Source organism: Saccharopolyspora sp. NPDC049357, from assembly GCF_040677225.1.
In the GTDB taxonomy this organism is placed as follows: domain Bacteria; phylum Actinomycetota; class Actinomycetes; order Mycobacteriales; family Pseudonocardiaceae; genus Saccharopolyspora.
Genome location: NZ_JBFAQJ010000013.1, coordinates 1 through 11,355 on the forward strand (window position 1 = coordinate 1; position 11,355 = coordinate 11,355).

An 11,355-nucleotide genomic window follows, 5' to 3' on the forward strand; every position below is an offset into this window, starting at 1 on the left:
GTCAACCTCGGTTCGCACGCGCGGCTGCCGATGGCCCGGTTGCGGGAGATGATCGGCGAGCTGGGTCACCCGCGCACCACGCGCGGGTGAGCCCAAGACCGGTCGTCCAGCGCGAAAACCGCAGAGCGCGTTCCTGACCCGTGTGCAAGCGGCGCAGCCGCGAGCCGTGAAGACCACCTGAGCAGCTCGCACCGCCGCGGGTCAGGTTCCGCGACCGGCACCGGCACGCACAACGAGTTCGGGGAGGATCTCAGCGACCGAAGGAGATCTGCAGGGTGGGCTGCGTCGAGTTGGCGAAGAAGTCGTTGCCCTTGTCGTCGACGACGATGAAGGCGGGGAAGTCTTCGACCTCGATGCGCCATACGGCTTCCATGCCCAGCTCGGGGTATTCCAGGACCTCGACCTTGCGGATGCAGTCCTGGGCCAGCCGCGCGGCCGGTCCACCGATCGAACCGAGGTAGAACCCGCCGTGGTTCTGGCAGGACTCGGCGACCTTCTTGGAACGGTTGCCCTTGGCCAGCATGACCATCGAGCCACCGGCGGCCTGGAACTGCTCGACGTAGGAGTCCATCCGGCCGGCGGTGGTCGGGCCGAAAGAACCCGAGGCGTAGCCGTCGGGGGTCTTGGCCGGACCGGCGTAGTAGACCGGGTGGTCGCGCATGTAGTCGGGCATCGGCTCGCCCGCGTCGAGCCGCTCGGCGATCTTGGAGTGCGCGATGTCGCGCGCCACCACCAGCGGGCCGGTCAGCGACACGCGGGTCTTGACCGGCAGCTTGGACAGCTCGGAGCGGATCTCGGCCATCGGCCGGTTGAGGTCGATCTTGACGACCTCGTCGGAGAGCTGCTCGTCGGAGACCTCCGGCAGGTACTTGGCCGGGTCGCGCTCCAACTGCTCCAGGAACACGCCCTCAGGGGTGATCTTGGCCTTGGCCTGCCGGTCCGCCGAGCAGGACACCGCCACGCCCACCGGCAGCGACGCGCCGTGCCGAGGCAGCCGGATGACGCGCACGTCGTGGCAGAAGTACTTGCCGCCGAACTGCGCGCCGATGCCGAACTGGCGGGTCATCTCCAGGACCTGCTGCTCCATCTCGACGTCGCGCAGCGCGTGCCCGGAGCCGGAGCCCTCGCGCGGCAGCTCGTCGAGGTAGCGCGCGGAGGCGAGCTTGGCGACCTTGAGGTTGTACTCGGCCGACATGCCGCCGACGACGATCGCCAGGTGGTACGGCGGGCACGCGGCGGTGCCCAGCGAGCGCAGCTTCTCCTCCAGGAAGCGGCCCAGGCGCGTCGGGTTCAGCAGAGCCTTGGTCTCCTGGTAGAGGAAGGTCTTGTTCGCGCTGCCGCCGCCCTTGGCCATGAACAGCAGCTCGTAGAACGGGTCGGTGCCCGGCTTGTTGAACAGCTCGATCTGGGCGGGCAGGTTGCTGCCGGTGTTGCGCTCTTCCCAGAAGTTCAGCGGCGCCATCTGCGAGTAGCGCAGGTTGAGGTCCTGGTAGGCGTTGAAGATGCCGCGAGCCAGCGACTCCTCGTCCTGGCCGCCGGTGAGCACCGACTCGGTCCGCTTGCCGATGACGATCGCGGTACCGGTGTCCTGGCACATCGGCAGCACCCCGCCGGCCGACACGCAGGCGTTGCGCAGCAGGTCCGTGGCCACGAAGCGGTCGTTCGCGCTGGCCTCGGGGTCTTCCACGATCGACTTCAGCTGGGCGAGGTGCGACGGACGCAGCAGGTGCTGGATGTCCTTGATCGCCTCGGCGGCCAGCGAGGTCAGCGTGGCGGGTTCGATCTCCAGGAAGCGGCGCCCCGCGGCTTCGACGACCTTGATGCCTTCATCGGTCACCAAGCGGTACTCGGTGTCGTCGGGGCCGAGGGGGAGCACCTCGGTGAAGTCGAAATTCGTGGTGGTCACGTCGCGGCTCCTTTGCGCGCGTTCGGGTTACGCGTGCACTCATGTAACCGCGCAGCGGATCACGCCGTCCACACGGGTGGGCTATGTGTGACGGAGACCCGGTGGTGCGTGCCGGGTGCGCCCTGGTCGAAACCGGCTCGGATTGACATTCTCGTGGTTGGACGGCTCCCTCACATGGAGGCTTCATGGCGACGTCGGATGCGCTCGATGAACTGGTCAACCTCCGCGATCTCGGCGGTCAACCCACCGGTGACGGTGTGCTGACCAGGTCCGGCGTGGTCTACCGCAGCGACGCCCCGCACCCGGGTGATCGGGACCCGGCCGGGGCCTCCGCGTGGCCACCGCGCGTGGTGGTGGACCTGCGCGAAGCGGTCGAGACGCAGGACGAGCACCCGCTGGCCCCCGTCGCCCAGGTCCACCGGGTGCGGGTGCTGGAAGGGCTGGACAAGCCGGAGACCGACGGTTCCGTGCACGAGTTGACCCTGCTCTACCAGGGAATGCTGGAGGGCGCCCCGAAGAAGCTCGTCGAGGTGTTCCGGCAGGTCCTGGAGGCCGACGGCCCGGCGCTGGTGCACTGCGCGGCGGGCAAGGACCGGACCGGGGTGGTCTCGGCGATGCTGCTGGGCGCGGCAGGCGTGCGGCAGGACGCGATCATCGCCGACTACGTGCGCACCGACAAGAACATGTTTCGCGTTCTGCAGCGGCTCAACGAGGCGCCGGAACTACCGCCCGGCGTGGACGAGGAGATGGTCGCCGAGTTCTTGGCGACCCCGACCCAGGCCATCGAGCGCGTGCTGGAGATCTTCGACGACCACCAGGGGGCAGCGGGCTGGCTGAGCGACCACGGGGTCACCGACGACGAGCTGGGTCGCTGGCAGGAGAAGTTCCTGCAGAAGTAGGTGAGGAGGCCGGACCCGCCTGTTCGACGAGCCCGCCCTCCTCCAGCAAGCGGTGGAGGACCCCACCGCTCAAGCAACGGGAAGAAGATCTTCGCGTCTTCTCCGCGCCGGGTCAACGAGCCGATCGGGTGCAAAGTGATGCCGGTTGGCTCTACCCGCGCACGACCTCGCGCCGATCGCCTCAACCGTCGCAGAGGTCACATGAGAAGGCGGAGCGCCCCCCGGGTGGGGAGGGGCGCTCCGCCTGGTTCAGCTGGCGTAGGCGCGGAGCCGGTCGGCGCGGTCGCCCTGCCGGAGCTTGGACATGACCTCGCGCTCGATCTGGCGGACCCGCTCCCGGGACAGCCCGAACGCCTTGCCGATCTGGTCCAGGGTGCGCGGCTGGCCGTCTTCGAGGCCGTAGCGCATCCGGATGACCGCCTGCTCGCGCTCCTCCAGCGTGGACAGCACCCTGCGCAGGTCGTCCTGCAGGAAGCCCGAGATCACCGCGTTCTCGGCGTCGGCGGACTCGGCGTCCTCGATGAAGTCACCGAGCGGCGCGTCCTCCTCGGCACCCACCGGCATGTCCAGGCTCACCGGGTCACGCGAGTGGTCCATCAGGTCGAGGATCTTCTCGACCGGGATGCCGGCCTCTTCCGAGAGCTCGTCGTCGGTGGCCTCGCGGCCCAGCTTCTGGTGCAGGTCGCGCTTGATCCGGGCCAGCTTGTTGACCTGCTCGACCAGGTGGACGGGCAGCCGGATGGTGCGGCTCTGGTCGGCCATGCCACGGGTGATGGCCTGACGGATCCACCAGGTCGCGTAGGTCGAGAACTTGAAGCCCTTGGTGTAGTCGAACTTCTCCACCGCGCGGATCAAGCCGAGGTTGCCCTCCTGGATGAGGTCCAGCAGGGGCATGCCGCGTCCGGTGTAGCGCTTGGCGAGGCTGACGACCAGACGGAGGTTGGCCTCCATCAGGTGGTTCTTCGCGCGCCGACCATCCCGCACGACGGCATTGAGGTCCGAACGCCGCTCGGGGGAGAGGTTCTTGCCGGTCTCCAGCAAGTGCTTGGCGAAAACTCCGGCCTCGATCCGCTTGGCGAGGTCGACCTCTTCCTGTGCGGTGAGCAGCGCGGTGCGCCCGATGCCGTTGAGGTAGACGCGCACCAGGTCGGCCGATGGTCCCTGGGTGTCCAGTTCTTCGGCGACGGCGACGTCTGGCTTGGTGGTCTGCGGGACGGTCATGAGCTCCCTCCCTGACGGGCTGGCTAGCGGGGCGCAATTCACACCGACGCATCGGTGCGCGGTGCGGAAGACGCGTACGCTCGGTATTACCGGGGCTTCCGCGTCGACGTTCTTCTTCGGATGTCGGGTCGGTGCCGGAGCTGTCGGTTCCGCCGGATGTCCGGGCGAGAACTTCCAGGGTTCGGTCACCGCTGTCGGCATGGCCGTCGAAGCTTCGTTACCTGGAAAACGACGGGCGCGACGAATTCGTTCCCGATGTTCTCGATTCGAAGACGTCGCGGCCGTCACATCCGTTGCGCGCCCAAGCCTGAGGATTTCCTGAGAGCTCTCGTTACATTTAGACCTCAACCAAAAGTGTGAATGGCCCGTCGTTCACGCTTTCGACCGCCATCATCGCTCCGAACACCCCGGTGGACACCCGAGCACCCCGCTCGCGGAGCTCGGCGACGACCTCTTCCACCAGCGGCTCCGCCTGCTCCGGGCGGGCCGCTTCGGTCCAGGAGGGGCGGCGTCCCTTCTTGGTCGATCCGTACAGGGTGAACTGGCTGACGACGAGCAGCGGAGCCCCGGTCGTGGCGCACGACTCCTCGTCCCGCAGGGCTCGAATCTCGTGCAGTTTCCGGGCCATTTTTACGACTTCCTCACGGCCGTCGGAATGCGTCACACCCAATAGGACCAACAGTCCGGGTTCATCGATCTTGCCGACCACTTCACCGTCGACCGTTACCGAGGCGCGAGTGACGCGCGTGGCGATTGCCCTCATTGATCAACACCTCGCCATTCGGCCGGAACGACCATTCCGTGCCGCACGAGTTCGCGCACCACGGGAATCGCCGCGGAGGTCAACTCCTCCACATCTTCGCCGTAACCCAACGCGAGCAACTCCAGCAGTTCGTCCAACGGCAGCGCACCGCGGAATCCCGCCAGCAACCGGACTGCGAGTTCGTCGATCTCGTGCTGCCAACCCGGTCCGTCGGTGCGGTGCAGGCGGTGCACGATCGGCTCCCAGCCCTCGTCGCCCGGCTGCGAGACCTGCTCCAGCACCGTGCTGTCGGCGGTGACCAGGCGGGCGGCCAGCAGGTCGTCGTCCGAGTCGTGCTCCCGCAGCCAGTCGACCCGGCGCAGCCAGGCATCGGACTCCGGGCCCAGCGGGTCGTCGAAGGCGTGCCGCAGGTCCTCGCAGATGACCTCACCGGGACCGTCGGTGCGGCGCAGGGTGACGAAACCGAAGCCGATGCCGATCACGTCGTTGTCCTCGAACCAGTCCAGCCACTCGGCGGCCTTGCGCATGCCCTGCTCGGAACGCAGGTCGTATCCGGCGTCGCGCAGCCAGGTGCCGACGTACAGGTCGGGGTCGGCGACGTCGCGCTGCACGAACCAGGCGTCCACCCCCGCTCCCGGCGGAAGCCAGGACGCGACCCGGTCCTCCCAGTCCTCGCCCTCGCGGTGCACCCAGGACGCCAGGAGCTGCCCGGTGCCGCCCTCGTTGAGGAACGACGGCAGCTGGCGCACCACGAGCGCGCTCGCGTCGTCACCGGCCATGCCGGAGTCGCGGTAGGTGAAGTCGGTGCGCGGCGGTCCGACCACGAACGGCGGGTTGCACACGACCAGGTCGAACCGGCGGCCTCGGACCGGGTCGAACCACTCGCCCTCGCCGAGCTCCGCGTCGACGCCGTTGAGCCGGAAGGTCGCCGCAGCCAGGGCCAGCGCCCGCTGCGAGACGTCGGTGACGGTGATGCTGCTCGCGTGCGTGCTCGCGTGCAGCGCCTGCACGCCGCAGCCGGTGCCCAGGTCGAGCACCGAGCCGACCGGCCGCCGGGTGGTGGCGCGCACCAGGCTCAGCGAGGCGTGCCCGACTCCCAGCACGTGGTCGGGGTCGACCGGACGGCCCCCGCGCAGGTCGGAGTCCAGGTCCGACACGACCCACCAGGAGTGCTCGCCCTCGCCGTGAGGGCGGATGTCCAGTCCGGCGCGCAGCAGCTCGCCGTCGGCGGCGAGGATGCCGGCCGCCAGCGCGTCGTCGATGGTCAGCGACCCCAGCGCGGCCTGCACGTCGGCGCGGGTCTCGGGACGGCCAAGCAGGAACAGGCGGACCAGGGTGCCCAGCGGGCCGGCACCCTCGGTGGCGCGCAGCGCGGGCATCGGTTCGCCGCGGCCGAGCGCGGCGTGCGCGGAGTGGCCGAGCAGGTCGAGGACGCCGTCGGCGTCGTAGGAGGCGGCGCGGAACGCCTCGCGAAGTCGGTCGATGCGGTCAGCGGACAGAACTGGATTCACGTGCTGAATCCTCACACGCCCGCGGACCGATGCCTCCGCTCAGTCGGTCGGGCGGTTCGCGGAGACCGGAAACCGTCGGTGGTGCCGCCTAGCATCGAGGCATCGCTGATGGGGGAGTCGCCATGACCGTTCTGGAGAACAGGCCGAACACCGCGCTGCTGGTCATCGACGTGCAGAAGGGCGTGGTCGCCGACGCGCACGATCGGGACCGGGTCGTGGTCAACATCGGCCACCTGGTCGACCGGGCGCGTTCGGCCGGTGTCGACGTGGTGTGGATCCAGCACCACGACGACGGACTGGTCCGCGACAGCGAGGGCTGGGAGCTGGTGCCCGAGCTGGACCGCGACGATGACGAGCCGCTGGTGCACAAGTCCTACGGCGACGCCTTCGAGGACACCGAACTCGAGAAGGTGCTCGCCCACCGCGGCATCGGCAGGCTGATCGTCACCGGGGCGCAGACCGATCAGTGCGTCCGGTGCACGCTGCACGGCGCGTTCGTCCGCGGCTACGACGCGACGCTGGTCGCCGATGCCCACACCACCAGCGACCTCAGCCGCTACGGGGCGCCATCGCCGGACGAGGTCATCGCGCACACCAACCTGTACTGGCAGCACCAGGCCGCACCCGGCCGCACGGCCGGTGCGGTCAGCGCGGCGGAGGTCGACTTCGCTCGCGCATGAGCGAAACGGCGGTAGTCACCTCGCCGACGCCTCGCTAGATTCGGTCGGTGCCTGACGCGATGTTCGCTCATCCTCGGCTCGCGCCGCTCTACGACGCGTTCGAATCCGGTCGCAGCGACCTGCACGCCTACGTCGAGATCGCCGACGAGCTGGGCGCTGCCCGAGTTCTCGACGTCGGATGCGGAACCGGCTCGCTGGCGATCCTGCTCGAGGGGACAGGGCGAACGGTCGTGGGTACCGACCCGGCCGAGGCATCGCTCGCGGTCGCCAGGTCCAAGGACGGCTCCGCGCGGATCGTCTGGGTGCGCTGCGACGCCACGGTCCTGCCGACCATCGCGGCGGATCTCGTGGTGATGACCGGCAACGTCGCGCAGGTCTTCCGCGCCGACGAGGAGTGGACGCGAGTCCTGCTCAGCGTCCGCGCCGCGCTCCGGCCGGGAACGCACTTCGTGTTCGAGACGAGGAAGCCCGAACGCCGCGACTGGGAGCGGTGGCCGGGCACGACCAGCGTCGACGTGCCGGAACTCGGCCGCGTCGAACGGCACGACGAGCTCACCGACGTGAGCCCGCCGCTGATCTCGTTCCGCAGCACCTACCGGTTCCCCGACGGCGAGGAGCTCACCTCCGAGTCCACCCTGCGCTTCCGAACCCGGGACGAGATCGACGCGAGCCTCGCCGAAGCGGGTTTCGAGCTGCGCGCGGTGCGCGAAGCACCGGACCGCCCGGGCCTGGAGGACGTCTACATCGCCCGCAAGGCGGACTGAGCGCGAACGCGTTCCCGGCGTGGTGTCGTGAGATGATGCGGCCATGTCCGACGCACTGCACCTGACCGGCGACGCCGAGGCGGACCGGCTGCTCTCCGAGGACTCGTTCGCCCTGCTCACCGGGATGCTTCTCGATCAGCAGGTGGCGATGGAGCTGGCGTTCGCCGGTCCGAAGAAGATCGCGGACAGGATGGGCGGGTTCGACGTCGCCAAGATCGCCGAGGCCGACCCGGAGGAGTTCGTCGAGCTCTGCGTGCAGAAGCCCGCGATCCACCGCTACGGCGGTTCGATGGCCAAGCGGGTCCAGGCCCTCGCCCAGCACGTCGTCGAGCACTACGACGGCCGGACCGAGGCGCTGTGGACCGACGGCGACCCCGACGGCAAGGAAGTCCTCAAGCGGCTCAAGGCCCTTCCCGGCTACGGCGAGCAGAAGGCCCGGATCTTCCTCGCCCTGCTCGGCAAGCAGCGCGGGGTCGAACCGCAGGGCTGGCGAGAGGCGGCGGGCGCCTACGGCGAGGAGGGCTCGCGGCGCTCCATCGCCGACGTCGTCGACGAGCAGACCCTCCAGGAGGTCCGCTCCTTCAAGAAGGCGCAGAAGGCCGCCGCGAAGGCCGCGAAGTAGCCGCGTGGGCGGTTCTAGCCCGAGCTGACCGGGCACAACGGACGCGGTTCGGACCAAAACCGCCCCTTGGCGATTGCCCGGGCAGCACGGGCGGTCAGGCGGCGGCTGCTGCTCCCGGCTTCTGGTACTTGTCGACGTACTCCTGGTCCGAGAGCTCGGAGATGGCGTACATGATCTCGTCGGTGATCGAGCGCAGGACCGGGAGCGACGCCTCCATGCCCGAGTAGCGGGTGAAGTCCAGCGGGTCGCCGAAGCGGACCGTGACCTTGGCCAGGCGCGGGATCCTGGTGCCGCGGGGCTGGAGCTTGTCGGTGCCGGTCAGCGCCACGGGGACGACCGGGGCACCGGTGTTCAGGGTGAGCCTGGCGACGCCGGTGCGGCCTCGGTAGAGACGTCCGTCGGGGGAGCGAGTGCCCTCCGGGTGGATTCCGAAGGCTCCTCCGTTGCGCAGGACCTCCTCGGCCGCGCCGATGGCCTCCATCGCGGCCCGGCCGCGTCCCCGCTCGACGGGGATCGCGCCCAGCGAGCTGAACAGCCACTTGCTCAGGCCGCCCTTGAATCCCGTGCCCTGGAAGTACTCGGCCTTGGCCAGGAACGCCACCGGACGTGGCAGCACCAGCGGGACGATGAAGCTGTCCAGCACGGCGAGGTGGTTCGGGGCCAGGATCACCGGGCCCGTCGTGGGCACCTTCTCCGCGCCGATGATCTTGGGTCGGTAGACGGACCGGGCTACCGCACCCACGACCCGTTTGCTCACCGCGTACATCATGTGTGGTCACTCCCGCGCCGAAGTTCTTGCTCCCACGTCGAATCTAACTCGGCGAGGTTTCGCGCGTGCGTCGTGGCGGTCAACCAGTGGGGGTGAATCGCCGGGCCCCGGGGGTATCGGCGGGCACCCGTGGGTGGGAGCATGGAAATCGGAGGTAGCGTCGTGAACACTTCACATCGTGACGACACCCCGGTGCTGATCACCGAGGCTCAGCCGTCGATGGACGATGAGCAGGCGACTCGCCGCCGCAGGTACGCGATCATGATGGCAAGCCGGATTCCGTGCCTGGTCGGCGCGGTGGTCGTGTTCCAGGTGTGGCAGCTGTGGTGGTTGGCCCTGATCATCCTGGCCATTTCGATCCCCCTGCCGTGGATGGCGGTACTGATCGCCAACGATCGGCCCGTTCGCAAGTCCGAGCACGTGAACCGGTTCCGCAGGTCGCACCGCAGCATCGAGGCCTCGGAACATCGCGTCATCGAGAGCACCTGACACCCCTCTGCGGTGGTGAGACCAGAGCCGCTGCGGACAGACGCATGCGTCGTGCGGCATCATTGGTGCCATGAGCACGATGACGCTGCCGGAGACCGACACCCGGAACGAGACAGCTGATCAGACCAGCGATGATCGTCCCGAGGTATTCCACTACGTGCAGAAGGACAAGATCGCCGAGAGCGCGGTCATGGGTACCCACGTCGTGGCGCTGTGCGGCGAGGTCTTCCCGGTCACCAAGTCCGCGAAGCCCGGTTCGCCCGTCTGCCCGGACTGCAAGGAGATCTTCGAGTCGCTGCCCCCCGGGGCCGACAAGTAAGTCGGGTGCCTCCCGAACCGCCGCGGGTCAGCCGCCGTGCGGTTCGGGTTGGCCTGCGCGCTTGAAATCCACCGGCTTGCCGTTGGTGTGCGGCGGATCGGTCTCGGGCTTCGGTTGCACCGCCTCGTGCTCCGGTTCGGGCGTGTTGTCCTCGCGCCAGGCGCGGTAGCCGTCCTCGGTGTGCATCCGCTGAGCCAGTCGCCGCATCTCCAGCCGACGCCAGCGCCGCCGCTCGCGGCGCGTCATCTTCGCCGGCCACATCTCCTGGATCGCGTTGTTGAACTCCGCGCCCATGATGATCGCGAAACCGATGAAGAAGGCGAAGAGCAGGAACGCGATCGGGGTCGCCAGCGCGCCGTAGGTGTAGCCGGTGCTGGTGATCCAGGTGATGTAGACCCGCAGCCCGTAGCTGGCCACCAGGAACAGCACCATCGCCAGCAGCGCGCCCGGCACGCCGCGGTGCCAGGGAAGTTTGCGCGGAAGTGCCACGCTGTAGAGCGTGGCCAGCGCGATCGCCAGACCGGCGGCCGTCGCCGGGTAGTAGATGGCGTGGATGAGCCAGGTGACGTCGTCCTGCAGCGCGTGCGGGAACACCGTGGGCAGCCACTCCGGCCCCAGCGCCACCACCGGCATCCCGATGATCGCCAGCACCAGGCCCACCAGGTAGAGCAGCAGCGCCACGATCCGCTGCCAGATGCTGTTGCGAACCAGGTACTGGTCGTAGGCCTGGGTGATCGAGTCCACCAGCGACGCCAGCGCCGAGGAACCCGCCCACAGCGACAGCAGGAAACCCATCGAAGCGATCTCGCTGCGGCCCTTGGTCAGGATGTCGCCGACCGTCGGCCCGATGATCTGGTCCACGACGCCGCTGGTGAACACCGTCCGGCAGAACGCCAGGATCTTGTCGTGCACCGCGTCGACGATCTCGGGGCCGAACCAGTCGCCGAGGTAGCCCAAGCTGCCCAGCAGACCCAGCAGCAGCGGCGGCAGCGACATCGTCTGCCAGAACGCCGCAGCCGCGGATTCCGAGAAGATGTTGTCCCACCACGCCTTGTCCAGGGTGCGTGCGACCAAGCGCAGGGGACCGCGGCGGACCGGGACCTCATCCCGCGCTGCGGTCGCGCTGCGCCCCCGACTGTCTGGCGAACTCGGCGAACCCATGTCGCCTATAAGGATGCTTCATAGCACCGGCGCGCAGGCGTCGAGGTGTTGAAACCGGAGTGTCGGAACCATCTCGATCGGCCGAACCGGTGTCGACTCGAGCGCGAAGGTAAGCTGCACGACGGCCCGCCACGAGTTGATCGTGCTGGTTGATCCAGTTCTCCGGTCAGGCCTGATGTCCAGGGGAGCGTGGCGGTCGCGGGGCTCAACGGATGTGCCCGCACCATCCGGTTTGGGGAAACGAGGAAGGG

At 68.7% G+C, this 11,355-nt stretch carries 12 protein-coding genes; 6 read left to right on the plus strand and 6 right to left on the minus strand.

The genetic code is table 11. The features are described from left to right. Positions 1 to 250: 250 nt before the first annotated feature. Positions 251 to 1,906, minus strand: a complete 1,656-nt coding sequence (locus AB0J91_RS13405) for a fumarate hydratase (RefSeq protein WP_363867789.1) — start codon at positions 1,904 to 1,906, stop codon at positions 251 to 253. Positions 1,907 to 2,091: 185 nt separating this feature from the next. Between AB0J91_RS13405 and AB0J91_RS13410 the strand changes: the two genes are divergently transcribed. After that, positions 2,092 to 2,805: a tyrosine-protein phosphatase gene (locus AB0J91_RS13410; RefSeq protein ID WP_363790733.1), complete on the plus strand. Its 714-nt coding sequence runs from the start codon at positions 2,092 to 2,094 to the stop codon at positions 2,803 to 2,805. A 249-nt stretch (positions 2,806 to 3,054) separates the two neighbouring features. Here AB0J91_RS13410 and AB0J91_RS13415 read toward each other — a convergent pair whose 3' ends face one another. The 3 genes from AB0J91_RS13415 to AB0J91_RS13425 all read right to left on the minus strand — a co-directional run bounded on the left by AB0J91_RS13415 (position 3,055) and on the right by AB0J91_RS13425 (position 6,300). Continuing rightward, the gene (locus AB0J91_RS13415; RefSeq protein ID WP_132672615.1) at positions 3,055 to 4,026 is read right to left on the minus strand and encodes a sigma-70 family RNA polymerase sigma factor; all 972 of its coding nucleotides are present in this window, start codon (positions 4,024 to 4,026) and stop codon (positions 3,055 to 3,057) included. Positions 4,027 to 4,363: 337 nt separating this feature from the next. Next, positions 4,364 to 4,789 carry a D-aminoacyl-tRNA deacylase gene (gene dtd, locus AB0J91_RS13420; protein WP_132681456.1) on the minus strand — a complete coding sequence of 142 codons (426 nt, stop codon included), beginning with the start codon at positions 4,787 to 4,789 and terminating at the stop codon, positions 4,364 to 4,366. After that, complete coding sequence (locus AB0J91_RS13425; RefSeq protein WP_363867793.1) at positions 4,786 to 6,300, minus strand: class I SAM-dependent methyltransferase; 1,515 nt, start codon at positions 6,298 to 6,300, stop codon at positions 4,786 to 4,788. Before AB0J91_RS13425 ends, dtd begins: the two co-directional genes overlap by 4 nt. Positions 6,301 to 6,422: 122 nt before the next feature. Here AB0J91_RS13425 and AB0J91_RS13430 point away from each other — a divergent pair, with 122 nt between their 5' ends. The 3 genes from AB0J91_RS13430 to AB0J91_RS13440 are packed head-to-tail and all read left to right on the plus strand — an operon-like array spanning position 6,423 to position 8,366. Next, positions 6,423 to 6,980, plus strand: a complete 558-nt coding sequence (locus AB0J91_RS13430; protein WP_363867796.1) for an isochorismatase family protein — start codon at positions 6,423 to 6,425, stop codon at positions 6,978 to 6,980. Between the two features lie 47 nt (positions 6,981 to 7,027). Further along, positions 7,028 to 7,744 (plus strand): class I SAM-dependent methyltransferase, encoded by a 717-nt coding sequence (locus AB0J91_RS13435; RefSeq protein WP_363867799.1) that lies wholly within the window; start codon positions 7,028 to 7,030, stop codon positions 7,742 to 7,744. Positions 7,745 to 7,787: 43 nt separating this feature from the next. Next, a complete protein-coding gene (locus AB0J91_RS13440; protein ID WP_363867802.1) occupies positions 7,788 to 8,366 on the plus strand; it encodes an HhH-GPD-type base excision DNA repair protein in 579 nt (192 codons plus the stop codon). Positions 8,367 to 8,460: 94 nt separating this feature from the next. Here the strand turns inward: AB0J91_RS13440 and AB0J91_RS13445 are convergent, their stop codons facing one another. After that, positions 8,461 to 9,135, minus strand: coding sequence for a lysophospholipid acyltransferase family protein (locus AB0J91_RS13445; protein WP_363790745.1), 675 nt, complete (start codon positions 9,133 to 9,135; stop codon positions 8,461 to 8,463). A gap of 141 nt (positions 9,136 to 9,276) precedes the next feature. Here AB0J91_RS13445 and AB0J91_RS13450 point away from each other — a divergent pair, with 141 nt between their 5' ends. Next, positions 9,277 to 9,624: a DUF3099 domain-containing protein gene (locus tag AB0J91_RS13450; protein WP_363867805.1), complete on the plus strand. Its 348-nt coding sequence runs from the start codon at positions 9,277 to 9,279 to the stop codon at positions 9,622 to 9,624. Positions 9,625 to 9,694: 70 nt separating this feature from the next. Continuing rightward, positions 9,695 to 9,943: a DUF3039 domain-containing protein gene (locus AB0J91_RS13455; protein ID WP_132672622.1), complete on the plus strand. Its 249-nt coding sequence runs from the start codon at positions 9,695 to 9,697 to the stop codon at positions 9,941 to 9,943. Positions 9,944 to 9,970: 27 nt separating this feature from the next. Here the strand turns inward: AB0J91_RS13455 and AB0J91_RS13460 are convergent, their stop codons facing one another. Beyond that, on the minus strand, positions 9,971 to 11,104 hold the full coding sequence (locus AB0J91_RS13460) for a YihY/virulence factor BrkB family protein (RefSeq protein WP_363867808.1): 1,134 nt from the start codon (positions 11,102 to 11,104) through the stop codon (positions 9,971 to 9,973). Between the last annotated feature and the right edge of the window lie 251 nt (positions 11,105 to 11,355).

Excerpts from the sequence above, each read along its gene's own strand:
- AB0J91_RS13410 (WP_363790733.1), top strand. The coding sequence starts at position 2,092 with ATGGCGACGTCGGATGCGCTCGATGAACTGGTCAACCTCCGCGATCTC.
- AB0J91_RS13415 (WP_132672615.1), bottom strand. The coding sequence starts at position 4,026 with ATGACCGTCCCGCAGACCACCAAGCCAGACGTCGCCGTCGCCGAAGAA.
- dtd (WP_132681456.1), bottom strand. The coding sequence starts at position 4,789 with ATGAGGGCAATCGCCACGCGCGTCACTCGCGCCTCGGTAACGGTCGAC.
- AB0J91_RS13430 (WP_363867796.1), top strand. The coding sequence starts at position 6,423 with ATGACCGTTCTGGAGAACAGGCCGAACACCGCGCTGCTGGTCATCGAC.
- AB0J91_RS13440 (WP_363867802.1), top strand. The coding sequence starts at position 7,788 with ATGTCCGACGCACTGCACCTGACCGGCGACGCCGAGGCGGACCGGCTG.
- AB0J91_RS13445 (WP_363790745.1), bottom strand. The coding sequence starts at position 9,135 with ATGATGTACGCGGTGAGCAAACGGGTCGTGGGTGCGGTAGCCCGGTCC.
- AB0J91_RS13450 (WP_363867805.1), top strand. The coding sequence starts at position 9,277 with ATGGAAATCGGAGGTAGCGTCGTGAACACTTCACATCGTGACGACACC.
- AB0J91_RS13455 (WP_132672622.1), top strand. The coding sequence starts at position 9,695 with ATGAGCACGATGACGCTGCCGGAGACCGACACCCGGAACGAGACAGCT.
- AB0J91_RS13460 (WP_363867808.1), bottom strand. The coding sequence starts at position 11,104 with ATGGGTTCGCCGAGTTCGCCAGACAGTCGGGGGCGCAGCGCGACCGCA.